Here is a 26722-nt window from a genome sequence, read left to right on the forward strand (position 1 = left end):
GTGATCGCGGGCCTTGGGGATCTCGCCCAGCACCCGGCCGAAGGGGAGGCCGGCCCGCTGGACGAGATCGCCGGAACCTACGTGCGCGGCGGAGCGGCGTCTTCAGCTTCCTGACGACCGTCCGTGTACTCCACGGCCGGCCGCCGCGCTGACCCGTCCGCGGGCGCCGCCTTCAGTCGCTGAACAGCTCGTCCCCGATGCGGTCGCGGCAGACCTCGACCGAGTACGCCATCACCCAGCCCGCGTACGCGTCGCGCAGGATGCGCTGGATGGGCGAGGTGCTGAGGAAGCCGGAGCCGCCGCCCGCCTTGAGGGCGAGCTGGGCGGCGTCGATGGCGACCTGGTTGCTCAGCACCTTGGCCCGCAGGGTGGCGGAGTTGAACCCGGGGTCGTTCTGGTCGGCCAGCCACGCCATGTGCCGCGCGTACATGCCGGCGGCCTCCAGCTGGCTGTGGACCGTGGCCAGGTCGAACCGCAGCCACTGCATCGCCGACAGCGGCTCGCCGGTCGTGGGGATCGTGCGTCCGCGGGCGTGCGCGACCAGCGCCACGACCGCCGCGTCGGCGATCCCCAGCGACAGGAACGCGATCCCGGACCCGATGTGGTTCGGCCGCGGCCCCGGCGGCGGCGGGCAGCGGCGGTCCTCGCGCAGCAGGGTGCCGGAGAACTCGACCAGGCGGCTGCCGTTGGCCCGCATGCCCAGGGTGTCGCCGATCGGCAGGTAGCGGATCGACTCGCCCGCCTCCACCCCGAAGAACGCCGGCACCCCGTCGACCAGCACGTTGACGAGGAAATGGTCGGCGATCTCGCACCCGGAGGTGAACCGCTTGGATCCCGACAGCCGGAACCCGCCGGGAGCGGGCTGGGCGTGCTGCTGCGGCAGCAGGAACAGGTTGCCGCCCGTCGGCTCCGACAGCGCGTTGGCGAAGCGCCGCCCGGCGATCAGCTCGTCGGCGTAGAAGCGCCCCGCCTCCGGCGCCGACATCTCGGCGAGTCCCACGCCCGCCCCGATGTGCATCACCCAGATACAGGCGGTGGCCGGGCAGGCCGCGCCGAGCAGCCGCACGATCTCGCCGTAGCTCCGGTAGCTCAGCCCCTGCCCGCCGAGGCGCTCGGGCAGCAGCGCCGCGTCGAGGCCGGCGGCGTGCAGCATCTCCAGGTTCTCGCGCGGGACCGATGTGCTCTCGTCGTAGGCGGCCGCGGTCCTGGCGAACTCCTGGGCGAGCTCGGCCGCGGTCCGCACCCAGTGCTGCTCCTCCTGCGGCGGGCCCAGCGGATGCGCTTCCCTCTTCTGATCCGGCATGACGTGATCTTAGGCAGACGGCGGTGGGCACATCGACAGCGCTCGTCCCCGGAATCCCGGCCCCTGTCCGAAAGCGCGACCACATCGTCGCGGGCAGGGTGTCAGGCACGATGGTTCACCTGCGTCTCCGGCCACGCACCCCTGATCGGCTTGGAAGAACTGCCCTGTCAATACCTCTCAGGTCAGATCCTGTCTGGACCTGACGCGGACGCGGCGGGCGGGCCTCGGCCGCGATCGTTGGCGTCATGCGACTTCAACGAATGCAGATCTCGGCGCTGATCGTTCTCGCGCTCGTCGCGGCACTCGCGCTCGTGCCGTTCCCCACGCTCCCCTACACCACGGGATTCGCGCCGCACTGGGTGAGCCTCCTGGCCGCCGTGGTGGGCGCGGTCTTCGTGATACGACCGCACCCGGCGGGGCTGCTGCCCGCCGTACTGCTGCTGTGGTCGGCGGGCGGCGTCGTGCTCGACGGCTTTCGCGCGTTCTTCGCCGTCACGGGGATCCCGGCGGGAGACTTCGCGCGTGTCGACTGGCCCGGGATGGCGTCGCGCGGGCTCAGCCTGACGGGTTGCGCGCTGCTGGGTGCGGTGCTGCTGCCCCGCCTCAGGGTTCCGGGCGGGGCGTGGCTGGGCTACAGCGCGTTCGCGATCGGATTCGTCTATCCCATGGCCAAGCTGTACTGGTCCTTGGGCGGCTCGCTGCTCCGTCCCGTGGGCTATGACGAGGGCTTCCCGGCCGGCGAGCTGTTCATGCTGCTCATCGGGGCGGTGGGGTCGCTGGCCCTCGTTCAGGGGTGGGGGCGGCGGCTGCCGCGGCGGCTGGTGCTGACGGGCGGCTGGGCGGGCGCTGCTATGTTGACCACCATGGGGGCCATGTCCGTTTTCGGTACGTTGTCGCAGATGCTCGGCCTCACCGAAGGGCCCGTGCCCCTGTCCGACCCCGCGGCGGTGGTGACGGTCGGGCTCGTGTACGGAAGCTGGCTGCTGTTCGGGCTGGCGGTCGGCGCGGCCACGCTGTCCTACCAGCGGGCGACGCCGCGGTGATGCCGCGGCGCGCGGACCTGGCCCTGGCGTTCGTCGTCGGCGTGCCGCTGTTGTCGCTGTCGGCGGTGGTGGCGGTGCTGTCGGTGCCGGGTGTACGCGCGGCCCTGCTGGTGGGCGCCTGCCTGGTGGCGCACGCCGCCCTCGCCTACCGGCGGGAGGTCTGGGCGTTCTTCGTGGTCGCGGCCGCCTTCGCCGTCCAGGTGGCCGTGACCGGGTTGTTCCTCGTACTGCCGTCCGTGGCCGTCTTCCCGATCGCGATCCATTCCTGCACCGCGTACGGCAGGCGTTTCCCGCCCCTGGCCGCGGGACTCGCCGGAGCCGGGGTGGCCACCTACCGCTTCGCCCACGACCCGTCGGTCACCGCCGCCCACCTGGGTCCCGATCCGTGGCTCCTGCTCGGCCTGCTGGCCTCGACGGTGACGGCGGCCTGGGGCTTCGGCCTGTACCGGCGGACCCAGCTCGCCTACGTCGCGCTGTTGGAGGAGCAGGCCGAGGCGTCGGCCGCACGGGCGACACTGGCCGAGCGGGCGAGGATCGCCCGCGAGATGCACGACGTGATCGCGCACGCCCTGGCCGTGATCGTCGCCCAGGCCAGAGGCGGCCGGTTCGCGCCCGACCGGGCCGCGGACGTGCTGGCCACCGTGGAGGAGACCGGCCGCCGGGCCTTGACGGAGATGCGCGGCCTGGTCGGCGTGCTCCGCACCGGCACCGCCCCGCTGGACCCCTCCCCCGGGCTGGCCGCCCTGCCCGCCCTGCTGTCCGCGTCGAGCGCGGCCGGCCCCGTCGAGACGGGTACGGCCGGCCCCATCGGCCCGGCCGCCGAGCTCGCCGCCTACCGGGTGGTCCAGGAGGCGCTCACCAACACGCTCAAGCACGCGGGCCCCGCCGCGACGGCCGCCGTGCGCCTGGACTGGACGCCTGACGCCCTGGTCGTCACCGTCACCGACGACGGCACGAGCCGCGGGGCGGCGGACGGCCGGGGGAACGGCCTGGCGGGGATGCGCGAGAGAGTGGCGGCCGTCGGCGGCACGCTGGTGGCGGGGCCGGGCGCAGAAGGCGGGTTCGCGGTGGTGGCCCGCCTGCCGTACCAGAAGGAGAGCTTGTGATCCGGGTGTTCGTCGTGGACGACCAGGACCTCGTCAGGACGGGGACGGTCATGGTGCTTCAGGCGCAACCGGACATGGACGTCGTGGGCGAGGCCCGCGACGGCGCCGACGCGCTGGCCCGGCTGCGCACCGTGCGGGCCGACGTCGTGCTCATGGACGTGCGCATGCCTCGCCTGGACGGCGTGGCCGCCACCCGCGAACTGCTCGCAGGCGCTCCGGAGGCGCCGAAGGTGATCGTGCTCACCACGTTCGATCTGGACGAGTACGCCTTCGCCGCGCTGCGCGCCGGGGCCTCCGGTTTCCTGCTCAAGGACGCGCCGGCCGAGGAGATGCTGGCGGCGGTGCGCACCGTGCACGAGGGCGACGCGGTCATCGCGCCCTCCACCACCCGTCGCCTGCTCGACCACGTGGCTCCCCACCTCCCCGCTCCGGGACCCGACCCGCTGACCGACCGCGAACGCGAGGTCCTGCGCCACATCGCCAGGGGCCGGACGAACGCGGAGATCGCGGGCCTGCTGTTCCTGTCGGAGGGCACGGTGAAGACGCATGTGGGCCGCATCCTGGCCAAGCTGGAGCTGCGCGACCGCGTCCAGGCCGTCATCTGGGCCTACGAACACGGCCTGACCCGCCCACGCTGACGGCCGTCCGGGTATCCACGCGCGGTCGGGCCGCACGCTTCCCCATCTCCCGCTGCCGGGCGGACGTCCTCGTGCAATGAGATGCCGGTGAACGCACTACGCAGGGGCCGGGCGGTCAGCGGGCCCCGTCCGGATGCCGTCCAGCAAGGTGGACAGCACCAGCCCGGGGGCGTCGCGGGGCGCGAGCCTGCCGAGTTCGATCGACTCCCATGCGCCGTAAACGGCGCCGTTCAGCGACGAGACGATCCACCAGGCGGCCAGGCCGGAGCGGAGCACCCGCGCCTGCTGACCGCGTTTCACCAGGTCGATGACGAGATCGTCGAGCGTGTCGAAGCGGGCGTGGAGGGCATGCTCCTCGTCGAGGCCGCGTTCGCGATGGATGAACTCCAGTTGCGGGCCGAGCGGGATCAGGGCCGTGAGCAACCGGCGCAGCGCGGCCTCCGCCTCCTCGCCCGGCACCGACAGGCCGGCGTTCGCGTAGGCGCGTTCGACCCGGTCGACGGCTTCGGTGGCGACCGCGACGAGCAGCGCCTGCCTGGTCGGGTAGAGGCGGTGCAGGGTCGTCCGGCTCACCCCCGCCGCGGCCGCCACCTCGGCCAGCGACGCCGTGGGGCTGGCCAGCAACGCCTGTGTGGCGATCTCTACGAGCGTTCCCGGCGATCCGCGCATGGTCAGCGAGCTTAGCAGCACTGCTCGGATTGAAACGTTGTTGTTTCAAATGGAGCTCGTGAGTACCATGCGCGGCATGGCAAACTCCCTCCCACGCCGTACCCTGCTCACCGCCCCGATCGGGCTGCTCGGCGCGGGCTGCGCCCCTGACCACGAGAAGCGCTCCGATCGGCTGATCGTGGGTGGCCGGGTGTACACGGTGGACCCGCGACGTCCGTGGGCGGAGGCGGTGGCGATCTCAGGCGACCGGATCCAGGCCGTAGGCTCCCGCGCCGAACTCGACCCCCTGGTGGGTCCGCGCACCGAGGTCATCGACGCCGCGGGCGGGCTGGTGCTGCCCGGGTTCCACGACGTGCACTGCCATCCCATCGAGGGCCTGTCCGGGCAGACGGAGGACGACTGCCTGCTCGACTTCGACGCCGACGCGCGTCGGCTCGTCCAGCAGGTACGCGCCTGCGCCGGGCACGGGCGGCACGGCTGGGTCACCGGCCACGGCTTCGACATCACCCGGCTGCACCCCTCCGCGCGAGCTCCCCGCGACCTGCTGGACGCCGCCGTCCCCGACCGGCCGGCGCTGCTGTACGACCAGAACGGGCACGCGGCCTGGCTCAACAGCCGGGCCCTGAAAGCGCTCGGCATCGACCGCGACACCCCCGAGGTCGCCGGCGGCCTCATCCTGCGCGAGCCCGGCGGCGAGCCGAACGGCCTGCTGCTGGACAACGCCATGATGGTCTACTCCAGCGAGCTGGTGCGGTCACTCCCCGCCGACGAGTACCCGGTGCTCCTGGACAGCCAGCGCAAGCTGGCCGAGGCCGGCATCACCTCGGTCGCCGACGCCCGCGTCACCTGGCGGGGCCGACACCATCAGCTCAAGCTGTGGCAACGGGCGGAACGCGAGGGCAGGCTCGCCGCGCGCACCACGCTCGGGCTGTGGGCCTACCCGGAGCTGGAGGACGATCTCCAGCTCCCCGCCCTGACCAGCGCCTTCCACCACGACCCGGGCGGCATGCTCAGCACCGGCGAGGTCAAGATCTGCGCCGACGGCATCACGAGCAATCTCACCGCCGCCCTGCTGGAGCCGTACCTGATCGACACCCCCGTGCCCGGCGACCGCGGCCTGAACTACTTCGACGGCGACCGGCTGGCCCGCTACGTGACGAGGCTGGAGCGGACGGGCTTCACCGTGCACATCCACGCGATCGGCGACCGCGGCATCCGCGAGGCGCTCGACGCCGTCGAGACCGCCCGCCGGGCGAACGGCGACCTTCGGGCCCGCCATCGGATCACCCACATCGAATACCCCCACCCCGACGACCTGCCGCGCTTCGCCCGGCTCGGCGTCGTCGCCGACTTCCAGACCTCGGCCCCCGGCATCGACGTGCCCGCCTACCGCCGCGGCGACGAGCCGGTCCTCGGCCCCGAGCGGACGAGCCGCCTCCAGCCCATCCGCGCCCTCATGGACAGCGGCGCCACCGTCACGCTGAGCAGCGACTTCAACGTCGGCGCGCTCTCCCCGCTGCCCAACATCGCCGCGTCTTTGCGCATCGGCCCGCACGCCGTGCCGAGCCTCGCGCACGCCATCCGCGCCTACACCGCCGACGCCGCCTACGCCCTGCGCCAAGAGCGGCACACCGGCTCCATCGAGCCGGGCAAGCTCGCCGACCTCGTCATCCTCGACCGCGACCTCTTCGCCCGTCCGATCGAGGAGATCCAGCAGGCCACCGTTCGCCACACCCTGCTCGGCGGCCGTCACACCTACGGACCGGCCGGCGACTGACCGGTCAGCGGAACAGGCCGGCGTTCTCGCCGGCCCAGTCGTCGTAGGTGCGTGGCGGGCGGCCGATGATGTCGCGGACCGAGGGCCGCTGGTCGAGGGTCCACTGGGTCAGTTCGGCCAGTCGCGTGCCGTACTCCTCAAGGGCGTACAGCGTCACGTCGATTCCGCTGTCGGGCCAGCCGTCGCGGCGCCAGGCGTCACGGCCCTCCTCGGGGGTGACCTCGACGGCGTCGACGGCGTGACCGATGGCCTTGGCGATGCCGTCCACCCGTGAGCGGGTGCTGATGGGCACGCCGACCGCTTCGACGATCGTTCCCACGTGGTCGCCGGTGCGCAGTGCCGCCAGGGCGACGGCGGCGAGATCGTCTTCGTGGATGAACGGGTAGTGGCCCTCGTCCAGAAAGGGCTCACGCACGACGTGGCCGGCGCGGATGGTTCGCGGCCAGTCCGATCCGGTGGCCGGGTAGGTGCCCTCGATCATGGCGCCCATCACGGCCGAGGGACGGATGTGCGTCCACTCCATTTTCGAGCGCTCGACGGCCTTTTCGATGGCCAGCCAGAACCACGTCTCGGGGGGATAGTCGGCTTCGTACTCGGGCCCGTGTGAGGACAGCACCGCGATACGGCCGACGCCGGCGGCGAGCGCCAGGTCCAGCGCGTCGTGCACGGTCGAGGGGTTGGCGCCGGCGAGGAACACGCCGTCGACGCCGTCGAAGGCGGCGGCGTGTTCGCGCGGCCGGGTGATGGAGCCCTCGACCACCTCGGCCCCGGCGGGCCAGCCGTCCAGCAGGCCGGTCTCCGCGAGCACCCGTACCCGAACGCCCGTGGCGAGCAGCTGACGCGCCAGGTTCCTGCCGACGATCCCGGTCGGGCTGCTGCCCGCTTCCTTGCGCGCGGCGACCACGGTCAGCAGCACCCGCGTGACTTCACCCATCACAAAATCTCCCTGTCGGCTCGACGGAGATCTTGCGCCATCCCGGGGACGTCGAAGCGCCCGGGGAAGGGTGCGGATCCACCTGCAAACTATCACCATCGATGCCTTGGTCGTCAATCACCTTGAGTAGGGCATACCGCGTATGCATACTAGGTACTCATGCCAGTCAGACACGGGCTGCTCGCGCTCCTCGGCAGGGGGCCGCGGCACGGCTACCAGCTGCGGGTCGAGTTCGAGGCGTCCACAGGGGCGACCTGGCCGCTCAACATCGGCCAGGTCTACACGACGCTGTCCCGCCTGGAGCGCGACGGCCTGGTCGAGGCGGGCGAGGCGGACGCGCAGGGCCGGGTCGTCTACACGATCACCGCGGCCGGGCAGGAGGAGGTGGCGCTCTGGTTCAGCACCCCCGTCATCCCGTCCGACCGGCCGCGGGACGAGCTGGTCATCAAGCTGGCCGTGGCCGTCGCGGCCAGGCAGGTGGACGTAGCCGAGGTCATCCACACGCAGCGGACGGCGACCATGCGCACTCTTCAGCGGCTCACCAGGGCCAAGCGCGCCGCCACGGGAGGCGCGGCCCAGCGGCTCGTGCTCGATTCCATGATCTTCCAGGCCGAGGCCGAGCAACGGTGGCTGGACCACTGCGAGGCCGTTCTCGAGGAGGAAAGATGACGTTGGTACGGCTGGCCGAGGTGGCCAGGGTCCACGGCGAAGGGGCGACAGCCGTACACGCGCTGAAGGGTGTGAGCCTCGCGGTCGACGAGGGGGAGCTCGTCGCGGTCATGGGCCCGTCCGGGTCCGGCAAGTCGACCCTGCTCAACCTCGCGGGCGCGCTGGATCGGCCCTCCTCGGGGACGGTGTACCTCGGCGAGCAGGACCTGGCCGCCGTGCGCGACCTGGCGGCACTGCGGCGCCGTCGCGTCGGCTACGTCTTCCAGGACCTCAACCTGATCACGTCGCTGACAGCGGCAGAGAACGTGATGCTGCCGCGCGAGCTCGACGGCGTGCGTCCGGGCCCGGCCAGGAAGGAGGCCATGGCGGTCCTGGCCGAGATCGGCGCGGAGGACGTGGCGGACCGCTTCCCGGAGGAACTGTCCGGCGGCCAGCGCCAGCGCGTCGCGATCGCCCGCGCGCTGGTGGGCGAGCGGCGATTGCTGCTGGCCGACGAACCGACCGGCGCGCTCGACACGCCCACCGGCGACGAGATCATGCGGCTCTTACGGGGCCGCTGCGACGCGGGCGCTGCGGTCCTGCTGGTCACCCATGAGCCGCGCTACGCCGCCTGGGCCGATCGGGTGGTGTTCCTGCGCGACGGGATGATCACCGACGACACGTCGCTGGTGAGCGCCCGATGAGCGCCGGACTGGTCGCGCTGCGCCTCGCCCGCCGGAACGTCCGGCGTTCCCGGGGCCGGAGCGCGCTCATCATGACGATGATCGGCCTGCCCGTCCTGGTGATCGCGGCGGTGCTCACCCTCGTCCAGACCATGGAGGTCGATCCGCGCGAGGGGCTGGTGGCCGAGCTCGGCACGGCCGACGCCCGCCTCGTCCAGGCGCCGAAGGGCACGGTGCTGCGGCAGCAGCCCGGCGGGGCGAGCTGGCATCCGGGAGGCGGCGACGCGGCCGCGGCCGGGTCCGCCGAGGTTGCGGCCCTGCTCGGGCCGGGCACCCGGTTGATCCCGTTCAACGCGGCCGTGCTCCGGCTGGGCACCGAACGGGTCGACGCGCTGGAGACCGACCTGCGCGACCCCCTCACCAGCGGGATGATGACCCTGAACGAGGGCAGGCTGCCCGCGGCCGCCCACGAGGTCGTGGTGACACCCGCGCTCGGCCTGCGCCCCGGCGCCCTCCTGCGGCCACCCGGCGCGGCGCCCCTGACGGTGGTGGGCGTGGCCGAGCACCCGCACCGGCCCACGCTTCGCAAGGTCGTGGGCCCGGATCTTCCGCTGGCGTCCATGGATGAACTGTGGTCTCCCCACGAGTACGGCTCCGGCTGGCTCGCCGGCACCGCGAAGCCCGTGACATGGGCCGGCGTGCCCGCGCTGAACAAGGCCGGCCTGTACGTCACCTCCCCCGCCATCATCCCCGGCCCCAGGCCCTTCCTCCTCGGCGTCGAGTACACGGTCGGGCTCGGCGCCATGGTGATCATGGTGGTGCTGGAGACCGTGCTGCTGGCCGGGCCCGCCTTCGCGGTCGGGCTCAGGAGGCGGCGGCGGGAACTGGCCGAGATCGCGGCCCAAGGCGGCTCGGCCCGGCACCTGCGGACGATCGTGCTGGCCGACGGACTGGTCCTCGGCGGCGCGGCCACCATCGTGGCCGGCCCGCTGGGCATCGGTGCCGGAGTGCTGGGCGCCCAGGTCGCGGCACGCTGGGGAGGGCAGGTCGGCCCGGCCGACGTGCCGTGGACGCCCGTGCTGGGTGTCGCCGCGCTGGGCCTGCTCGCCGGGATCATGGCGGCGCTGGTGCCGGCCGTACAGGCGGCTCGGCAGGACACCGTGGGCGTGCTGGCCGGGCGCGCGCCCGCGGTGGCCGATCGGCGCGGATGGCCCCTGCTGGGGGTCGTGCTGGTGCTGGTCGGGCTGGGGGCGACCGTGGTGGCGCGGCGCCAGCCGGGCACGGTGTGGGTGTGGGCCGCCGCGGTGCTGGTCATGATCGGCCTGGTGGTGCTGACTCCCTGGCTGGTGCGCTTCACGGGCCGGGTGGCCCCCCGGTTGCGGCTTCCGCTGCGGATGTCCGTCCGCGACGCGGTCCGCCACCGATCCCGTACGGCGAGCGCCGTGGCGGCCGTCATGGCGGTCACGGCCACGGTCGTCGCCATGGGCATCGGCGCGCAGAGCGCGTTCATGGACCGGCGCAACGCCTACACCTCGGCGCGTCCGACCGGCACGCTGGCGATCTGGGGCGGCACCATGGCCGACGGGACCTGGAGCAGGCTTCGCGCGGAAGCGGTCAGGCAGCTGCCGGGCGTGCCGCTGACCGCCGGCTATCAGGCGAACGACGCCCAGGGCCGCCGCTACGCGTTGCGGTACACGGTGCGATGGAACGGCATACGCACCCGTCGCACCGCGGCCATCGGCGACCAGGCCCTGCTCAGGCTCCTGCAAGGCCGCCACGATCCGCAGGCGGCCGCGGCGCTGGCGAGCGGCAAGGCCGTGGTGTTCGACGCGGCGGCGGTGCGTGATGGCAAGCTGGTGCTACGGGCAGGTTCCACGTCCGGCCCGCCGCGCAAGCTCGAGGTGCCGGCGGTGGTGGCCACACCCGCCGCCGAGCACCAGGGCGGGGCTCTGCTGCCGCGTACGCTGGTCGAGCAGGCCGGTTTCTCCACGGTGGAGCGCCAGCTCTACGCCATGTACCGGCCGTCGGCCGACTCCACGCTGGGGCGCGATCTCGCCAAGGTGACCCCCCGGGTGTCGGTCGCCTCCGAGGACGGTTTCAGCCATGTGCCCTCCCCCGGCTTGTGGGGCTGGCTCGCGGGAGCGCTGGTCCTCGTCGTCGGTGGCACGCTGGCCGCCACCCGCCTGGCGGCCGCCGACATGCGGCCCGAGCGCTCGACGATGATGGCCATCGGCGCGCCGCCCGGGACGTTGCGGATGGTCGTGGCCGGCCAGGCCCTCTACATCTCCGGGCTCGGCGCGCTGGTGGGGCTGGGCGCGGGAACGGTGACGGGTGTGGCGCTGAGCCGGCCGATGACGACGTACGGCGCCGGAGATCCCGCCACGATCGCCCTGCCGTGGCCGTTCTTGATCGCCGTGGTGGTGGGGCTGCCCGTCCTGGCGACGACGGCGGCGCTGATCACCCGGACCAGACTGCCCCTCGCCCCCCGGCCCCTCTGACCCGGTCATCCGGTGACGGCCGCTAGCTCATGCGGAAGTCGTAGTCAGGAGGCAGGGCACGGGTCTCGCCGTGGCAGGCGAACCACAGCTCGTCCAGTGTGTTCTCTCCTTCCCGCAGGTCAGGCACGACGAGTCCCTCGGCCAGGATGTGACGGGCCCTGGCGCGGTCACCCGCCGCCAGCGCGGCCTGCGCCTCCAGCAGACGGATGCGGCCGTGGGCGCGCTCGGCGGCGGGCAGGACTTCGATGAGGGTCAGCGCGGCGGCGGGCCGGTCGGCGGCGACGAGCGCGGTGAGGGTCTCCACCGTGAGCGGGCGCAGGCCGGGTGCGCGCGCGTGCGCCTCCTGCAGGAGTACGGCCGCCGCCGCGTCGTCACCGTCGATCCGGTGCGCCTCGGCCAGAGCCCGCAGGAGCAGGGGGTCTCTGCCGGAGGCCAGCGCTTCGCGCCACGTGCCGACGGCGCCGGCGGCGTCCCCGGTCGCCCACAGGTTGAGGCCGAGGTGGTAGCGGCCGTGCGGGTCCGTGGCCCCGGCGAGCAGGTCCAGCCAGCGCGGCCCGACCACGCAGGCCGCCTCGCCGGGCAGTTCGCCCTTCTCCAGCAGCGTCAGCCAGGGCGCCTGCTCCTCCCCGAGCGTGTCGTCGGGGAAGGGGGTCGCGGCCGAGCCGGGCAGCGTCCCGGCCCGGCGCTCCAGCGCTCCCCATCCGGACCCGGCGTGGATCACCTCGGTCAGCGGCCGTTCCGTCCAGGCGTAGGGCGGCACCGGCGGAACGGTGACCGCCGCGCGGGCCTGCTCGTAGGGGACGTGGGGGTCGGGGAGGGTGAGCGGGCTGTAGGTCTCGGTCCAGGTCCAGGTGGTGTGGCCGGGAAGGGGCAGGTGTTCCAGCTGGGTGCGGGCCAGTCCGGCCTGGATCTCCAGGTAGGGGCCGGCCAGCCAGCGCTGCCAGCGCTCGCCGCCGGGCGAGGTGCCCCAGCCGAACAGTTTGCGGCCCTTCAGGCGGCGCGTCGAGGCGTGGAGCAGGCCGTGGCCGTCCGCGCCGACGGCGGCGATCCAGGGGATGCCGCCGGTGACGTGGAAGAAGTAGTCGGCGGCCGAGCGCCAGGTGCCGGGGTAGCTGACGTCCAGTGTGCCCGGGTACGGGACGGTGGTCAGCCGCTGGGTGTAGTCGAAGTGCTCGGCCTGGGAGGCGGGTGCCAGGACGCGGCAGCCCGGGGTCTGCGGGACAGCGATGTTGGACCACCAGTAGACCGGTACGGCGTCCGCCCGGGGGTTGCGGATCGCGATGGAGACCACCAGCGAGGCGGACCCGGGTGGCAGGGTGGCGTCGATCTGGACCACCACACCGCGCATGCGCTCGTACTCGTACATGCGCAGCACCGGATACGGCGCGTCCACCCAGGCCGCGTGCAACGGCTCGCAGGTCAGCGCCCAGTGGCCGGTCGTGCCGAGGTTCCACTCCACGCCGCCGGCGAACCAGGCGTCGCGCAGGGCGAGGTTGGCGAGCTGGATCACCGGACCGCTGTGCAGCAGCTCGCGCCCGCTCCCCCGGTCGGTCAGCGACCACAACCGGCCGCCGAGCCCGGGAAGGAACACCGCCCGCAGGCGTTCGTTCTCCAGCGTGACCGAGGCCACCTCGCGCGGAGCGGGGTCGCGGGTGTAACCCTCGCGCCTGCCGTATGGGAGCAGGGAGGGCGGGTGGCCGAAGTCGCGGACGGGCGTCTCGGGCGGGCGCAGGATCGGCAGCGGGCTGACCGGCCCGGCATCGGCGATGGAGAGGTTCATCCGGGCCCTTCCACGCGGAACGTTTTAAGGCGATCAGCGTGAAAATAAACGAGAGTCGCACCTCATGTCAACGCCCAGATGCAGGTAACGGTCCAAATATTGGGGATTGACGACAACTATGCGCAGCCTTACCGTCCATGCCAGCGGTTAAAACGTTTTATTGCTCGGGGGAGCTCACGAAGGAGCCTTCGATGGCCTTGAGACCCATCTCGCTTGCAGCGTTACCCCTGCTCATCCTCTCCCTGTTCGTGGCGGTTCCCGCCCACGCGGCCGATCTGTCGGTGTGGGTGCAGAGCGCGGCCGAACGGGCCTTCACCGCGACCACCCGCCCGTCCGGAGCCCCCACGTCGATCGCGCTCCGCGCGGCCAGGGGCGAGAGCGAAGCGGCCCAGATCCTGGTCAGATCGAGCGCGGCGACGAGCGGCGTGCACGTCACCGCGGGACCGCTGAACGGCCCCGGCGGCGCGGTGATCCCGGCGTCGGCGATCACCGTCCGGCGCGAGTACAACCACCCGCGCATCGCCAAGGTCGGCGTCCACCAGAACCCGCCCGACGGCGGCACCGCCTACTACGACGCGCTGGTGGACAACACCCCGCAGCCCCTGGCGGCGAACCTCACCCTGCCCTACCACTACAGCGTGCGCGTCCCCGCCACCCAGGCCCCGGGCACCTACACCGGCGCCGCCACCGTCAGGAGCGCCGCCGGGGACGTGCCGGTGAACGTCACGGTCACGGTCTACGGCGTGACGATCCCGCCGGCCAACCAGTCGACCTTCAAGATGAACAACTGGAACACCTCGGCCGGCTGGGACTACAACGGCACGATCAGAGCCATCCCCGCCCAGTACGGCGTGCAGATGTACGACGCGAACTGGTGGAAGGTCATCGCCAACATCGCGGCCAACCACGCCAGGCACCGCAACAACGTGATCTTCGCCGACTTCCAGGGCCTGCTGATCCCCGACACCACCGTGAACGCGTCGGGCACCTACACCTTCGGCTGGGACACCTTCGACCGGTACGTGCAGACCTTCATCGACGCCGGGACCCTGCAGTACATCGCCACCCCGCACCTGCTGGAGCCCGTCGGGGACACCGTCATCAAGGTCGAGATGCTCAAGAACGTGGACGGCGTCGTCCAGCGGGTCCTGGCCGATCCGAACACCGCGGAGACCAACGCCTACCTCGACCAGCTGTTCCCCGCGCTCAAGGCGCACCTGGACGCCAAGGGCTGGACCGGCAAGTTCTCCATGAGCGCGCTCGACGAGCCGTCCAAGCCCCACCAGGTCGCCGCCGCCAAGTGGCTCTACGCCAAGTACCGCCAGTACTTCCCCAACCCGCTGACGAACGAGGCGCACCTGGCCGTGCTGCCCGAACTGGAGGAGGACCTCACCACCGTCACGCCGTACACCGGCCTGTACGACGGGAACGTCGGCTACTACCAGCGGCGGCGGCTGGCCGGCACCGAGCTGTGGCTCTACTACTGCCAGGTGCCGCAGGACAGGCGAATGAATCGACTCATCTCCTACCACCTGGCCTCGACCCGGCTCACCCCGTGGCTCTCCTGGAAGGTCGGCGGCACCGGCTTCCTGCACTGGGGCTGGAACTTCTGGTGGGACTTCGCCGATCTCAGCCGCCCCTCCGACACCTTCGACGACTGGCAGACCGGCGACAACTGGCTGGTCCGCCCCAACAAGGCCGCCTACGACATCTACGACAGCGTGCGCAGCGAGGCCCAGCTCGACGGTCTGGAAGACGTGGAGCTGCTGAACCTGCTGAGCCAGACCAAGCCGGTCACCGCCCGGGCCATCGCCGACACCCTCATCGCCGACTCCACCTCCTACGAGGCGAGCGGGGTCGAGGTCGACAACCGGCACCGGCAGATCCTCGACGCGCTGGCCTCGCCCGGACCCGACCTGAGCTTCCCCTACGCCGACGACTTCGCGGCCGGCGTGAGGAACTGGCGGCACAACCAGGGCGCCTGGTCGGTCAGCGGCGGCGAGTACGTCCAGGCCGGCTCCTCCGCCGAGTGGGGCGTCACCGCCGCGCTCAAAGGCCGGGCCTACCGCGACGTGGTGGCCGCCGTCGACCTGCGCATCACCGGCGTGAACGCCAGCGGAGGCGCCACCAACTGGGCCGGGCTCATGGTCCGCAACTTCAACGGCACCGACCTCGACACCGGCTATCTCATCGCGCTGCGCGACAACGGCCAGGTCTTCGTCTACCGCAGCGGTGTCACGCTCGGCTCCGCCGCCGTGCCCGGCTACGTCTCCGGCCAGTGGACGAAGCTGCGCGTGGCCGCCCGCGGATCGTCCATCAGCGTGTACGCCGGGGCGAAGAAGCTGCTCACCGTCAACGACGCCGCCTACCCGGCGGGCGGCTTCGCCCTGGTGACCGGCGGCGCGAGTGCCCGCTTCGACAACGTGCGGATCAACCCGGAGACCAACCCGGCCGAAGCCCGCGCCGTGACCACCTCGAGCTCCCACGAGAGCGACGGCTGGTCGGCCGCGGCGGCCGTGGACGGCGTCCGCACCGGCCTCGGATGGAGCAGTTCCACCGCCGGCATGAACGCCAACCACACCGAGTCCATCCAGGTCGACCTCGGCGCCGCCAGACCGCTGAGCCGGGTGGACCTCCATCCCCGCTCCGACGGCGCCAACACCGGGCTGGGCTTCCCCGTGGACTTCACGATCCAGGTCTCGGCGAACGGCTCCGCCTGGACGACGGTCGCCACCAGGACCGGATACCCCCGCCCGGCCGCCGGCGCGCAGACCTTCCCCTTCGCCACCACCTCCGCGCGCTACGTCAAGGTGACCGGCACGAACCTGCGCCCCGACCAGTTCGGCCGCTACCACCTGCAACTGGCCGAGATCGAGGCGGCCGGGGGCAACCTCGCGGCCGGCCGTACCGTCACCTCGTCCAGCTCGGTGGAGTATGTCAACGAGGGCTGGCTGCGCACCGGTCTCACCGACGGCGCGCGCTCGGCGCTCTGGCACTCCATGGGGTGGAGCAGCCTGCCCGGTACGGCCGGCCGTACCGAATGGGCGGCGGTCGACCTCGGCGGCCAGAGCCGGGTCTCCCGCGTGGACCTCTACGCCAGGTCGGACGGCGAGAACACGGGCGGGTCCTTCCCCGTGGACTTCACGATCCAGGTCTCGGCGGACGGCTCCGCCTGGACCACGGTCGTGACCAGGACGGGATACCCCAAGCCGGACGCGTCCGCGCAGAGCTTCTCGTTCCCGCCGGTCACGGCCCGGCACGTACGCGTGGTGGGGACCGCGCACCGCACCGAGCCCTACCACATGCAGCTCGCCGAGCTCGAAGTCCACTAGGAGCCGTGATGAGAAGGACCTGTCTGGTGGTCCTCGCGCTGGCGCTGACCGCCTGCGGCAACCAGCCGCTCGCACCCGAGGAGGAGTTCTCGCTGCCCACGGCGGCCGCCTACTTCACCACCGCCTGCCCCGAGCCCGGCGTCAAGCCCGCGACGGACAAGGAGCTGACCTACTGGTCGATGTGGACCAAGGACGAACCGCAGGCGAAGGTGCTGAAGTTCGCCGCCGACTGCTTCACCGGCAAGACCGGCGTCAAGGTCACCATCCAGTGGCTGGGCCGCGCCTACCTGCGGCAGAACCTGCTGCCCGCGCTCAACACCGGGACCGTGCCCGACCTGTTCGACCAGGACCTGACCAACATCAGGGCGGCCATCGCCGAGGCCGGCGGCACCAGGCCGCTCGACGACGTGATGGACATGAAGACCGGCGACGGCACGGTCCGTGACGTGCTGCCCGCCGCCTACCGGGACACCCCCGCGATCAAGGACGACGCCGGGAAGCGGTTCGCGGTGCCGTACCTCGTGATGGGCAACGCCTGGTGGTACGACAAGAAGAAGGTGCCCGGACTCAAGGCGCCGGCGACGATGGACGAGCTGTACAAGCTGCTCGGCGGCAGGTCGGTCGCGCTCGACGGCGACATCGGCTACTACGCCGCCTGGTACTTCGACCAGCTCGCCTCCCGCTACGCCGGTCCCGGCGGGCTGGCCAAGGCGGCGCAGGATCCGACGGGACGGCTGTGGAAGAGCGAGCCGGGCTTCCTCAAGGCGGCCGAGCACACGGCCAAGCTCGCCACCCACCTGGTCGACGGCTGGGACGCGGGCAAGTTCCCGCAGATCCAGCAGCGCTGGGCCGACGGCGAGGCGTCCTATCTGTTCATGGGCAGCTGGGCGCCGACCGAGACCCGCGAATACCTGGCCAAACAGGGCGGCGACCAGAGCATCGACTACGGGTCCTTCCAGTTCCCGATGCCCGACGGCGCCGCCCATGACGTCATCGAGGTGCAGCAGGTCGGCTTCGGGGTGACCGCGAAGGCCGAGCATCCCGAGGCGGCCAAGGCGTTCATCAGCTACTTCCTCACCCGTGACCTGCTCGCGGGCCTGCCCGCCGTGGCCGACAGCCTCACCCCCCGCAAGGACCTGCCGGTTCCCTCGGACCTGGCCGACCTGAAGGCCGCTTTGGAGGACCCGGCCAAGAAACACACCCCGTTCATGGACGGCCTGGACGGCATCGCCGGCGGCAAGTACGCCGAGCAGGTGTTCTTCCCCGCCGACAACGACCTGCTGAAGGGCCGGCTCACCCCGGCGGCGTTCCTGGACAGGCTGGCCGGCGCCGGCGCCAAGTTCTGGAAGACGCAGGGCTGATGGCCCAAGCCGTCATGGCGGGCAGGTCCGACCTGCCCGCCACCGCCGCCCCGCGCCTGCGTCACCGCCGGCGGATGTTCTGGCCGTTCACCCTGCCCGCGATCGCCCTCTACGTGGTCTTCCTCGTGGGCCCGGCCGTCGCGACCGTGGTGCTCGGCTTCACCCGCTGGCCGGGCGCCGGCCCCGTCGTCTTCGTCGGCCTGGAGCAGTACGCCAGGCTCCTGGGCAGCGAGGCCTTCCGCGACGCCTTCCTCAACACGCTGGGATACATCGTCGTGGGCGGCGCGGGCACGTTCGTGTTCGCGTTCCTGTTCACGATGGTGCTCCGGGGCATGCGCGCCTCGAAGACGATCCGGGCGATCCTGTTCTTCCCCAACATCGTCGCCCCGGTCGCGCTGGGCATGTTCTTCGGGTTCGTGTTCAGGTACAACCCCGGACGGCAGGGCCTGGCGAACTTCCTGCTGGAGTCGCTCGGCCTGCCCGCCGCCGGCTTCCTGCGCGCGGAGAACGTCACCTGGGTGGTGATCGGCGCGCTGGTCTGGGCGAGCGCCGGGTTCTACATCACCATCATGATGGCCGCGGTCGACCGGATCCCGCCCTACCTGTACGAGGACGCCGAGCTGAGCGGGGCGTCGGCCTGGCAGCAGTTCCGCCACGTCACGCTGCCGCTGACCTGGGACGTGGTCGGCATCGCCGGAGTGCTCTGGACGATCGGCGCCGTCAAGATCTTCGAGATGGTGTTCGTGCTCGCCGGACCGGGCACCTACGCACCGCCCAGCAGGACGTGGACGCTGGCCATCTACGTCTACGACCGGTCCTTCGGCACGCAGGGCACGCCCGAGTACGGCGCGGCCTGCGCCTGCGCCGTGGTGATGATCGTCCTGGTGACCGTGCTGGTGACCGCGCTGCGCAGGATCATGCGCAGGGAGAGGCTCGAATACTGATGCTCAGGCTCACTGCGAGGACGTTCGTGTGGGTGTTCACCGCCCTCAACGTGCTCCTGCTGTACTGGCTGGTCTCGGCCTCCTTCAAGACGCCGCTGGAGATCTTCCGGGATCCGTTCGGCCTGCCGTACACGTGGTTCGCGCGGGGCAACCCGTTCCGCAACTATCTCTACGCCTGGAACCAGGCCGAGTTCGGGCACGCCTTCCTCGTCACCGTGGTCCTGGTGGCGGCCGCCGCGCTCTCCATCGTGCTGGTGAGCGCGCCCGCCGCGTACGCGCTCAGCCGCTTCGGCGTACGCGGCTCAGGAGCGTTGACCGGCTTCCTCGTGATCGGCATGGGCGTGCCGATGCAGACCGTGATCATCCCCCTGTTCGTCGGGCTGGCCCGGGTGGGCCTGACCAACAGCCTGTTCGGCCTCTACCTGCTGTACGTGGCGCTGTCGGTGCCCTTCACGGTCTTCCTTCTGACCGGCTTCTTCAGGAACCTGCCGGAGGAGACCGAGGAGGCGGCGGCGCTCGACGGCGCGACGCCCCTGCGCACGTTCGTGTCGATCACGCTCCCGATGGCGCGCGGCGGCCTGATCACCGCGCTGATCCTCAACGCCATCGGGCTGTGGAACGAGACGCTGCTCGCCATCGTCTTCATCCAGGAGAACGCGGGCTTCACCCTGGCCCGCGCGCTGTTCACCTTCTACGGCGCGGCGACCTACCAGTCGGAGTACGGCGGGCTGATCGCCGGCGTGGCCATCGTGGTGCTGCCGATGCTGGTGCTGTACCTGCTGCTGGCCCGCCGGATCATCGCCGGCCTGACGCTGGGGGCGGGCAAGTGACACCTCAAGCGCGCTGAGCCGGCGCCGGCGGCCCAAGAGCCTACCTTCGGCGACCCCTGCGGGCGGTCATAGCGAGCGCGCGGCGAATGCGCCGTTGAGCAGCCGGATCGCGCGGCCGTCGGCGCCCATGACGAAGGCCACGTCCCACATGTGGTGTCCGGTGAAGGCATCGTCGGCGGGCAGGAAGCGGTGCTCCCCGAGGGGCAGCAGGTCCGTCGAGGCGAGCGACCCGCCGGGGCCGTGGATCACCGCGTGCAGGCGGCCGTCCGCCGCGGTCACCTCGTAGAGGAGATCGTGTGCGCCGTACCGGCCGGTGTAGGGCTCCGGCGCGACGCTCAGCCCCGGGTCGGGTTCGGGCAGCGCGGGCTTGACCACACCGGTCTCGGCCCGCACGATCTCCCGGATCACCGCGTCGGCGAACCGGTAACCGCGCTCGGCCACGTTCACGATCGTGGCCACCACGAGGTCGTGTTCCGGGATCCAGTTGAGCGTGGAGGAGCCGCTCGGAGTGGTGCCGCTGTGGCCGTACACACGCACGCCGTCCCAGATCTTCAGGTACGGCCCGGCGCACCAGTGGTCGGCGAAGCAGCGCGCCGGGACCTCGGCGTGCGGTGTGTGGATCTCCTTGAGTGCGTCCGCGGAGAGCACGCCGCCGCGCAGGAACAGGCGGCCGAAGGCCACGAGATCGAGGGCGCTGGCGCAGAGCGTGGAGCCGGACGGGCCGAGCCCTCGGGAGAAGAAGAACGGCTTGACGACCTCGCGTTCACGCGTGTGGCCGAGCGCGACCCGGTGGTAGAGCAGTTCGTCGGCGAGGCTGGCGGTGCGGGCGAGACCGGCGGGCTCCAGCAGGAGATCGCGCAGCGCGTCGTCCCAGCAGCGTCCGGTGATCCTCTCCACGAGCAGCCCGGAGACGACGGTGGAGGCGTTGGAGTATCCGAAACCGGCGCCGGGCTCGAAGAGGGGCGGAATGCCGGCGAGGCGGCGTACGTACGCGGCCACGCAGTCGTCGCCGCGTCCCGTGTCAACGTAGGGGCCGTTGTCGAGGCCGCTGGTCATCGACATGAGGTGGCGCGCGGTGATCGGGCCGAGGTCGTGCTCGGGCAGGTGCCCGGAGACGGGCGCGTCGATGTCCAGCCTGCCGTCGTCGGCGAGCCGCATGAGCATCGCGGCCGTGTACAGCTTGGTCGTGGAGCCGATCTGGAAGAGCGTGCCGTCGTCCACCGGGGTGCCGTGGCGGGCGTCGGCCAGCCCGGCCGCGTACGAGCGGACGGTTTCGCCCTTGACGACGGCGGCCTGGGCGCCGACGACACCCAGCGACTCGGCGGTGGCCTGGATGAAGTTCTCCATGGGTGCTCCTAGCCCGCGAGCAGTTCGGGGTCGAACGGGATGGGGGCGAGCCGGTACCCGGCGGGCGGCTCGGCGTTCAGCAGATGGCGGACGAAGAAGTCCCAGCGGCGGCGGGTCACGTACTCCTCGAACCCGGCGAACAGGTGCTCGGCGCCGGGCACGATCAGCAGCTCGAAGTCCTTGTTCGCGGCGATCAGCCGCTCGACCAGCCGCATGGTCAGGTGCGGCGTGACGTTGTCGTCCAGCTCGCCGTGGACGAGCAGGAGCTTGCCCTGGAGCCGGTCGGCCAGTTCGGTGTTGGCCGAGCGCGCGTAGGTCCCGGCGTCGAGCGGGCCCTCGTAGGACTCGCCCCACATCGAGTGGTAGAGGCGCTGATCGTGGTTGCCGCACTCGGCGACGCCGACCTTGAAGACGTCGGGGTGGGCGAGCAGGGCGCGTGCGGTCGCGTAGCCGCCGCCCGAGCGGCCGAAGATTCCGACGCGGTCCAAGTCCAGCCATGGGCGGGTCCCGGCGAGCTGCCGCAGGGCCGCGATGTGGTCGTCGAGGTGGCCGCCGGTCTCCAGCGCGCCGTAGGAGGCGTCGTGGAAGGCCTTGTCCCGCCCCGGGGTGCCGCGCCCGTCGAGAGCGAGTACGGCGAAGCCGAGCGCGGCCATCGCCTCGGCGTCATAGCCGTAGAAGCCGGGATCGAAGGAGGGCGGCACCCGGCTGGTCTGCGGCCCGGGATAGGGATGATCGATGACCGGGTAGCGCCGGTCCGGATCGAAGCCGTGCGGCTTGTGGAGCACCCCGTAGAGGTCGGTCACGCCGTCGGCGGCCTTGACGCGCACGCGCTCCGGCGGCTGCCAGCCGGTGGCGAGCAGGCCGGAGATGTCGGCGTGCCCCAGTTCCACCAGGACCCGGCCGTCCCAGCCGCGTACCGTGATCACCGGCGGCACGTCCACGGCGGAGGCGGAGTCGACGAAGCAGGAGCCGTCGTCGGCGGCGCTCACCTCGTGGTCGAGGTCGTCGGCGGTGATCCTGGCGAAGCCCGTTCCGTCGAGCGCGACCCGGCAGACCTGGCGACGGTAGGGATCGTCGGGCACCAGGCCGGCGGCGGTGAAGTACACGCCGGAGGAGTCGGCGTGGTGGATCTCCTGGACGTTCCATGCGCCTCGGGTGAGGCGGACGGTCCGCTCGCCGTACAGGTAGAGGTGGCCGAAGCCGTCGCGCTGGGAGTACCACACCACGCCTTCGGGGAGCACTTTCACGATCGGCCTGTGGCTGATCCACTGCGACGGCTCGACTCGAGTGGGACCGCTCTCCTCGACCAGGGCGCGCACCTCGCCGGTCGCCGGATCCAGGCTGTTCAGCCGCAGGGTGCGGTAGTCGCGTGTCTGTTCCAGGTAGTACGCGGCCGAGCCGTCATCGGCCCACCAGATCCGCCTGAGCGTGATGGGCGACAGGTGGGCCACGAGGAGCGGCTCGGCCTTGGCGGCCACCGCCGTACCGGCTTCGACGTCGAAGACGATCAGCTCGGCGCGCGGCAGCACCGCGTCGCCGGGCAGCGCGTAGCGGTAGGTGTGCGGGACGGGCCGCCCGCCGCCGGCGGGCGCGCTCTCCACCAGGTGCATGAGCCCGACGCCGCGCTCGTCGAGGCGGTGGGTCAGCAGCCGTGTGCTGTCCGGCGACCACACGACGAGCGGCGGATAGTACGGCAGGCCGAGGCGGCGCAGGAGCGTGCGGTGAGAACTGGAGTCCGTGCCCGCGCCGTAGGGCCGCTCGGCGGTGCCGTCGGTGGTCAGCGGGGACTCGGCGCCGGTCGCGAGTTCGCGCAGCCACAGGTCGGGGCCCTTGCGGAAGACGGCGTGGCGGCCGTCGGGAGAGACGACGTCCGTGGGGCCGGGCGCTGCGCTCCTGGTCATGGTGTAGGTGCCGAGCGAGCAGCGCCAGCGTGCCCCGCCGGTGTCGAAGACGACGGCGCCGTCCTCCAGCGTGATGGCGCCGAAGGGCAGCGCGTCCGGGTCGGCGCCCACGGCCTTGGCCAGCCGTTCGTGGTCGAACGCCGGCTCCTTCGCGCCCGTCACGGGGTCCACGCGCAGGAACCGGCCTTCGTCCCGGTACCAGAACGTCCCGTCCCGCCAGACGGGCCGGATCTTGCCGCCGCGTACCAAGATGGGCCTGTTGTGCCCGAGCAACTGCTCGGCGGTGCGATAGCGTTGTTCCATACGCGAACAGTACATGTACAGTACGTGTAACGACAGAGGGAGATCGAGCATGCCCCGTGCCCCGCGAGGGACGCTCAGCCATCAGGTGATCCTGGAGCGCGCGACACACCTCATGGACGCCGAAGGGCTCGGGGCGGTCACCGTCCGCCGGCTCGCCAAGGACCTGGGCGTGCAACCCATGGCGCTGTACACCTACTTCAAGAGCAAGGAGGAGATCCTCGCCGCGCTCTACGACAGCCTGCTGGCGGCCATCGAGGTGCCCGAGTCTCCTGACGCCGGGCTCGACGGGGTACGGCAGATCATGCGGGAGTTCTTCCGGCTGCTGACCGAACATCCGGCGATCATGAAGGCCGGTTCCGGCGGCCAGGGCGACACGCGTCTCGCCGAGGTGGTCTACGCCCTGCTGCTGAACAGCGGGATCGAGCGGCGAACCGCCGTAGGGATCGCCTCCAGCCTGGTCCGGTTCACCATCGGCAGCGCCTCGATCTACCAGGAACGGGCCGGATGGAACGCCGACCACTGGTCGAAGGTACGCCACTCGCTGCGGGAACTGCCCGCCGAGCGGTATCCGGTGATGCGCTCGTTCGGCGATGACCTGCCGGAGTTCACCCAGGAGGAGGTCTTCGAGTTCGGCATGGACCGCATCCTCCGGACCGACCTGAACGAGCCGCTGGAGCCGTAGAGCATGGAGTGAACAGCCCCACGACCCCCAGGGGGTGGAGCCGCTCGATCAGAGGGGGAACGTGTCGGTCCTCCATCCCTCGCCCGTCGTCACGGTGTGCGAGGTGTTGCGCGCAGCGCCCATGCATCGTCCAGACCGTCTCAGCGTGGCGACCGGCGAGGAACAGCAGGAACGCCCGGACCCCGTCGGCCAGAGGATGACCCTTCACCGCCTCGCAGACGCGCGGGGCGCCCGTGAGATCGCCGCGAGTCCAGTAGAGCCCTTCTTGCCGGCTCCCGCTTCGCCTGTCAGGAAAACCGGATGATCCGCATGCCTGGCTGAGCCGTACGGGCCTCGCCCGACCTCGGCGATGCGATCGGGACGCGCCCGCCAGACTGGTAATGGTGGCCAGCAGTTGAGTTTACGATGCGTGTATTGAATATGAGATCCGGAAGATCTGGTGCGATCATGGAGAACGAGACAGGGCGGCGCCGCTACACCTCGCTGCGCCGTGTGACGCAGGCACATCAGACGCGAGCGGAGATCGCCGACGCCGCGCGCAGGCTGTTCCTGTCCCAGGGCTGGGCGGCGACCACCGTGCGCGACGTCGCCCGGGAGGCGGGGGTCTCCGTCCCGACCGTGTACGCGGCGTACCAGAACAAGACGGGCCTCGTCTGGGCGCTGGCCGACGCCGCGGACCTGGCCGCGGGCCTGCCCCAGGCGATCGACGAGCTGGAGGCGACCACCGACCCCCGACGGCACCTGGCCACGATGGCCGGCTACGACCGGCGTCTTTTCGAGCGCGCGGGCGATCTGATCACGCTGATCCGTGACGCGGGCCGTACCGAGCCCGATCTCGCGGACTTCTATCTGCGGGGTCGGCGGCAGGCCGGCGAGTACCGCACCCAGGTGTTCTCCTCCTGGCCGGACGGCGCGCTCCGCCCCGGGCTGGACGTCCCGACCGCCATCGACATCTACGCCGCCCTGTGCAACATCGACGTCTACACCACCCTTCGCGTCGAACGCTCCTGGACCCCCGACCGGATCGAGAGCTGGTGGGGTGAGGCGTTGGCCCGCGAGCTCCTGAACCCTTCGACCAGCGCCCCAGGAGATCCGGCGTCGCGACCTAGCGGGGTCCGGTGAAGCGCAGCAGGTTGCCGGACGGGTCGAGGAAGGCGCAGTCCCGGGTGCCGTCGGGCCGGTTGATCGGTTCCTGCATCACTTCGGCGCCCGCGGCCTCGATGCGCACGAAGGTGGCGTCGCAGTCGTCGGTCGCGAAGGTCAGGCCGCCCGGCGATCCCGTGCCGGGCGCCGTGAGGCGGATCTGGATGTCCGGCTGCGAGGGCGGGATGAGGCTCACCCATCGCCTTCCCTGGTACGCGACGTCGTCGCCGGCCACGAAGCCGAGCACGTCCCGGTAGAAGCCGAGCGCCTCGTCGACGTCGTGGACGGCCAGAGCGCAGGAGGCGAGCCGGAGGTCCGGGCCGGTCACCGGCGCTCCTTGGCGCTCGCGGTGAGGACGACGATGTCGAGGGCGCGGAGCCGTTCCGGATCGGTGTCGATGACGATGCGGGTGATCTTCCCGTCGCTGACGGTGAACGCGAACACGGCCTTCGGCCGGCCGAGATGGAACCAGGCCGCCGCCGGGACGCCGTCGACCAGAGCGAGCCGGGCGGCCTCGGCCCGTCCGGCGAAGAAGGTCGCCACCGCGTGGCTGCCGCGGACGTCGCCGACCACGACATCCGGATCGAGCAGCTCCAGCAGGGCGGCGAAGTCCCCGTTGCGGGAGGCGGACAGGAAGGCGGCGACGATCTCCCGCTTCGGCGAGCGCGCGGCGCCGGAGGCGTCGGCCGCGCCCTGCAACCGGCGCCGGGCGCGGCTGGCGAGCTGCCGGGCCGCCGCCGGGGAACGGTCGATGATCTCCCCGATCTCGCCGAACGACACCGCGAAGACGTCGTGCAGGACGAACGCGAGCCGCTCGGCGGGCGTCAGCGCGTCCAGCACCACCATCAGCGCGACACCGACCGAGTCCGCCAGCAGCGCCTCCTCCTCCGGACCGCACCGGCCGGGTGCGGCCGGTTCGGGCGGCAGCGCCCCGGCCGGCTCCTCGCGCCGGTTGCGTCGGGCCTCGAGCATGTTCAGGCAGACGCGGGCGGTGATCGTGGTCAGCCAGCCGGCCGGGTTCTCCAGCTCGCTGGTGTCGGCGCGGCTCACCCGCAGCCAGGTCTCCTGAACCGCGTCCTCCGCCTCGGCGGGTGAGCCGAGCATCCGGTAGGCCAGCGCGTGCAAGCGGTCCCGGTGCTCGGTGAACCGTTCGCTCAGCCAGTTGTGCTCGACCATCTGTCACATTCCTCCGTTTCGCCGGTCATCTCTCTTGACCGGCGAAAGTACGCCGATGTGACCGGCCTGCCGGTTCAGCTGGAACCCACACCTCTAGTACATACGGAGACATGCCATGAAAGCGCACGTCAGCTCCATCCTTCTCGGCGTCCGGGACCTCGACCGGGCCAAGCGGTTCTACACCGAAGGGCTCGGCTGGAAGATCAAGGACGACTACGGCATCTCGGTGTTCTTCGCCTCGGACGGAGCCTCACCCGTCGGCTTCTACGACCGCGAAGGCCTGGCCGACCAGGTGGGCACGAGCCCGGAAGGCAGCGGTTTCGGCGGGCTGGTGCTGACCTACGTCGTCCGTAGCGAGGCCCGGGTGGACGAGATCATCGCAGAGGCCCGGAAGGCCGGCGCCACGATACTCAAGCCCGCCGGCGCCCTGCCGTGGGGCGGGTACGGCGGCGTGTTCGCCGACCCGGACGGCTACATCTGGAGCCTCGGCTACAGCGCCCACGGAACGGACCAGCCCTACGCGGAGTAGGAGGCCGGCACCGGGAAGTGGGGGGGGGGGCGGCCCCCCCCCCCCGAGCCCGGGACCCACCACACCCAGGCGGGCGACCCCATCCGCCCCCCCCC

General features: G+C 71.7%; 22 protein-coding genes. 14 read left to right on the top strand and 8 right to left on the bottom strand.

Features of this window, described 5'->3' with window-relative positions; all coding sequences use genetic code 11:
• Window positions 1–172: 172 nt before the first annotated feature.
• Window positions 173–1303, bottom strand: coding sequence for an acyl-CoA dehydrogenase family protein (locus tag ACIBI5_RS35515; RefSeq protein ID WP_397253202.1), 1131 nt, complete (start codon window positions 1301–1303; stop codon window positions 173–175).
• Between the two features lie 245 nt (window positions 1304–1548).
• Between ACIBI5_RS35515 and ACIBI5_RS35520 the strand changes: the two genes are divergently transcribed.
• Genes ACIBI5_RS35520 through ACIBI5_RS35530 form a run of 3 tightly spaced genes read left to right on the top strand, consistent with a single transcriptional unit; the run spans window position 1549 to window position 4090 of the window.
• Window positions 1549–2346, top strand: a complete 798-nt coding sequence (locus tag ACIBI5_RS35520; RefSeq protein ID WP_397253204.1) for a hypothetical protein — start codon at window positions 1549–1551, stop codon at window positions 2344–2346.
• Window positions 2346–3452, top strand: a complete 1107-nt coding sequence (locus ACIBI5_RS35525) for a sensor histidine kinase (RefSeq protein ID WP_397253206.1) — start codon at window positions 2346–2348, stop codon at window positions 3450–3452. The genes ACIBI5_RS35520 and ACIBI5_RS35525 overlap by 1 nt, the downstream gene beginning before the upstream one ends.
• The gene (locus ACIBI5_RS35530; protein WP_397253208.1) at window positions 3449–4090 is read left to right on the top strand and encodes a response regulator; all 642 of its coding nucleotides are present in this window, start codon (window positions 3449–3451) and stop codon (window positions 4088–4090) included. The genes ACIBI5_RS35525 and ACIBI5_RS35530 overlap by 4 nt, the downstream gene beginning before the upstream one ends.
• 96 nt (window positions 4091–4186) lie before the next feature.
• Here ACIBI5_RS35530 and ACIBI5_RS35535 read toward each other — a convergent pair whose 3' ends face one another.
• Window positions 4187–4759 carry a TetR/AcrR family transcriptional regulator gene (locus ACIBI5_RS35535; RefSeq protein ID WP_397253209.1) on the bottom strand — a complete coding sequence of 191 codons (573 nt, stop codon included), beginning with the start codon at window positions 4757–4759 and terminating at the stop codon, window positions 4187–4189.
• 76 nt (window positions 4760–4835) lie between these two features.
• Here ACIBI5_RS35535 and ACIBI5_RS35540 point away from each other — a divergent pair, with 76 nt between their 5' ends.
• Window positions 4836–6536 carry an amidohydrolase gene (locus ACIBI5_RS35540; protein ID WP_397253211.1) on the top strand — a complete coding sequence of 567 codons (1701 nt, stop codon included), beginning with the start codon at window positions 4836–4838 and terminating at the stop codon, window positions 6534–6536.
• 4 nt (window positions 6537–6540) lie between these two features.
• On the opposite strand, the gene ACIBI5_RS35545 is transcribed toward ACIBI5_RS35540, so the two are convergent.
• A complete protein-coding gene (locus ACIBI5_RS35545; protein ID WP_397253213.1) occupies window positions 6541–7470 on the bottom strand; it encodes an SDR family oxidoreductase in 930 nt (309 codons plus the stop codon).
• A gap of 159 nt (window positions 7471–7629) precedes the next feature.
• On the opposite strand from ACIBI5_RS35545, the gene ACIBI5_RS35550 reads away from it, so the two are divergent.
• The 3 genes from ACIBI5_RS35550 to ACIBI5_RS35560 are packed head-to-tail and all read left to right on the top strand — an operon-like array spanning window position 7630 to window position 11299.
• Complete coding sequence (locus tag ACIBI5_RS35550) at window positions 7630–8139, top strand: PadR family transcriptional regulator (RefSeq protein WP_397253215.1); 510 nt, start codon at window positions 7630–7632, stop codon at window positions 8137–8139.
• Complete coding sequence (locus ACIBI5_RS35555; protein ID WP_397253217.1) at window positions 8136–8822, top strand: ABC transporter ATP-binding protein; 687 nt, start codon at window positions 8136–8138, stop codon at window positions 8820–8822. Before ACIBI5_RS35550 ends, ACIBI5_RS35555 begins: the two co-directional genes overlap by 4 nt.
• Complete coding sequence (locus tag ACIBI5_RS35560) at window positions 8819–11299, top strand: FtsX-like permease family protein (RefSeq protein ID WP_397253219.1); 2481 nt, start codon at window positions 8819–8821, stop codon at window positions 11297–11299. The genes ACIBI5_RS35555 and ACIBI5_RS35560 overlap by 4 nt, the downstream gene beginning before the upstream one ends.
• A 22-nt stretch (window positions 11300–11321) precedes the next feature.
• Here ACIBI5_RS35560 and ACIBI5_RS35565 read toward each other — a convergent pair whose 3' ends face one another.
• The gene (locus ACIBI5_RS35565) at window positions 11322–13079 is read right to left on the bottom strand and encodes a DUF5107 domain-containing protein (protein ID WP_397253221.1); all 1758 of its coding nucleotides are present in this window, start codon (window positions 13077–13079) and stop codon (window positions 11322–11324) included.
• Window positions 13080–13270: 191 nt separating this feature from the next.
• Here ACIBI5_RS35565 and ACIBI5_RS35570 point away from each other — a divergent pair, with 191 nt between their 5' ends.
• Genes ACIBI5_RS35570 through ACIBI5_RS35585 form a run of 4 tightly spaced genes read left to right on the top strand, consistent with a single transcriptional unit; the run spans window position 13271 to window position 19546 of the window.
• Window positions 13271–16411 carry a discoidin domain-containing protein gene (locus ACIBI5_RS35570; RefSeq protein WP_397253223.1) on the top strand — a complete coding sequence of 1047 codons (3141 nt, stop codon included), beginning with the start codon at window positions 13271–13273 and terminating at the stop codon, window positions 16409–16411.
• Window positions 16412–16419: 8 nt separating this feature from the next.
• Window positions 16420–17772, top strand: a complete 1353-nt coding sequence (locus tag ACIBI5_RS35575; RefSeq protein WP_397253225.1) for an ABC transporter substrate-binding protein — start codon at window positions 16420–16422, stop codon at window positions 17770–17772.
• On the top strand, window positions 17772–18716 hold the full coding sequence (locus ACIBI5_RS35580; protein ID WP_397253227.1) for a carbohydrate ABC transporter permease: 945 nt from the start codon (window positions 17772–17774) through the stop codon (window positions 18714–18716). Before ACIBI5_RS35575 ends, ACIBI5_RS35580 begins: the two co-directional genes overlap by 1 nt.
• Window positions 18716–19546 carry a carbohydrate ABC transporter permease gene (locus ACIBI5_RS35585; RefSeq protein ID WP_397253228.1) on the top strand — a complete coding sequence of 277 codons (831 nt, stop codon included), beginning with the start codon at window positions 18716–18718 and terminating at the stop codon, window positions 19544–19546. The genes ACIBI5_RS35580 and ACIBI5_RS35585 overlap by 1 nt, the downstream gene beginning before the upstream one ends.
• A gap of 66 nt (window positions 19547–19612) precedes the next feature.
• On the opposite strand, the gene ACIBI5_RS35590 is transcribed toward ACIBI5_RS35585, so the two are convergent.
• Window positions 19613–20893: a serine hydrolase domain-containing protein gene (locus ACIBI5_RS35590; protein ID WP_397253230.1), complete on the bottom strand. Its 1281-nt coding sequence runs from the start codon at window positions 20891–20893 to the stop codon at window positions 19613–19615.
• An 8-nt stretch (window positions 20894–20901) separates the two neighbouring features.
• Complete coding sequence (locus tag ACIBI5_RS35595; RefSeq protein ID WP_397253232.1) at window positions 20902–23097, bottom strand: prolyl oligopeptidase family serine peptidase; 2196 nt, start codon at window positions 23095–23097, stop codon at window positions 20902–20904.
• Window positions 23098–23146: 49 nt separating this feature from the next.
• On the opposite strand from ACIBI5_RS35595, the gene ACIBI5_RS35600 reads away from it, so the two are divergent.
• A complete protein-coding gene (locus ACIBI5_RS35600; protein WP_397253234.1) occupies window positions 23147–23779 on the top strand; it encodes a TetR/AcrR family transcriptional regulator in 633 nt (210 codons plus the stop codon).
• A 447-nt stretch (window positions 23780–24226) separates the two neighbouring features.
• Window positions 24227–24901 (top strand): TetR/AcrR family transcriptional regulator, encoded by a 675-nt coding sequence (locus tag ACIBI5_RS35605; RefSeq protein WP_397253235.1) that lies wholly within the window; start codon window positions 24227–24229, stop codon window positions 24899–24901.
• Here ACIBI5_RS35605 and ACIBI5_RS35610 read toward each other — a convergent pair.
• Both ACIBI5_RS35610 and ACIBI5_RS35615 read right to left on the bottom strand, forming a co-directional pair.
• The gene (locus tag ACIBI5_RS35610) at window positions 24885–25250 is read right to left on the bottom strand and encodes a VOC family protein (protein WP_397253237.1); all 366 of its coding nucleotides are present in this window, start codon (window positions 25248–25250) and stop codon (window positions 24885–24887) included. The genes ACIBI5_RS35605 and ACIBI5_RS35610 overlap by 17 nt on opposite strands.
• Window positions 25247–26098: a sigma-70 family RNA polymerase sigma factor gene (locus ACIBI5_RS35615; protein WP_397253239.1), complete on the bottom strand. Its 852-nt coding sequence runs from the start codon at window positions 26096–26098 to the stop codon at window positions 25247–25249. Before ACIBI5_RS35615 ends, ACIBI5_RS35610 begins: the two co-directional genes overlap by 4 nt.
• A gap of 115 nt (window positions 26099–26213) precedes the next feature.
• Between ACIBI5_RS35615 and ACIBI5_RS35620 the strand changes: the two genes are divergently transcribed.
• Complete coding sequence (locus ACIBI5_RS35620) at window positions 26214–26627, top strand: VOC family protein (protein ID WP_397253241.1); 414 nt, start codon at window positions 26214–26216, stop codon at window positions 26625–26627.
• Window positions 26628–26722: the final 95 nt, after the last annotated feature.

Source organism: Nonomuraea sp. NPDC050540 (assembly GCF_044457485.1).
Lineage (GTDB): Bacteria > Actinomycetota > Actinomycetes > Streptosporangiales > Streptosporangiaceae > Nonomuraea.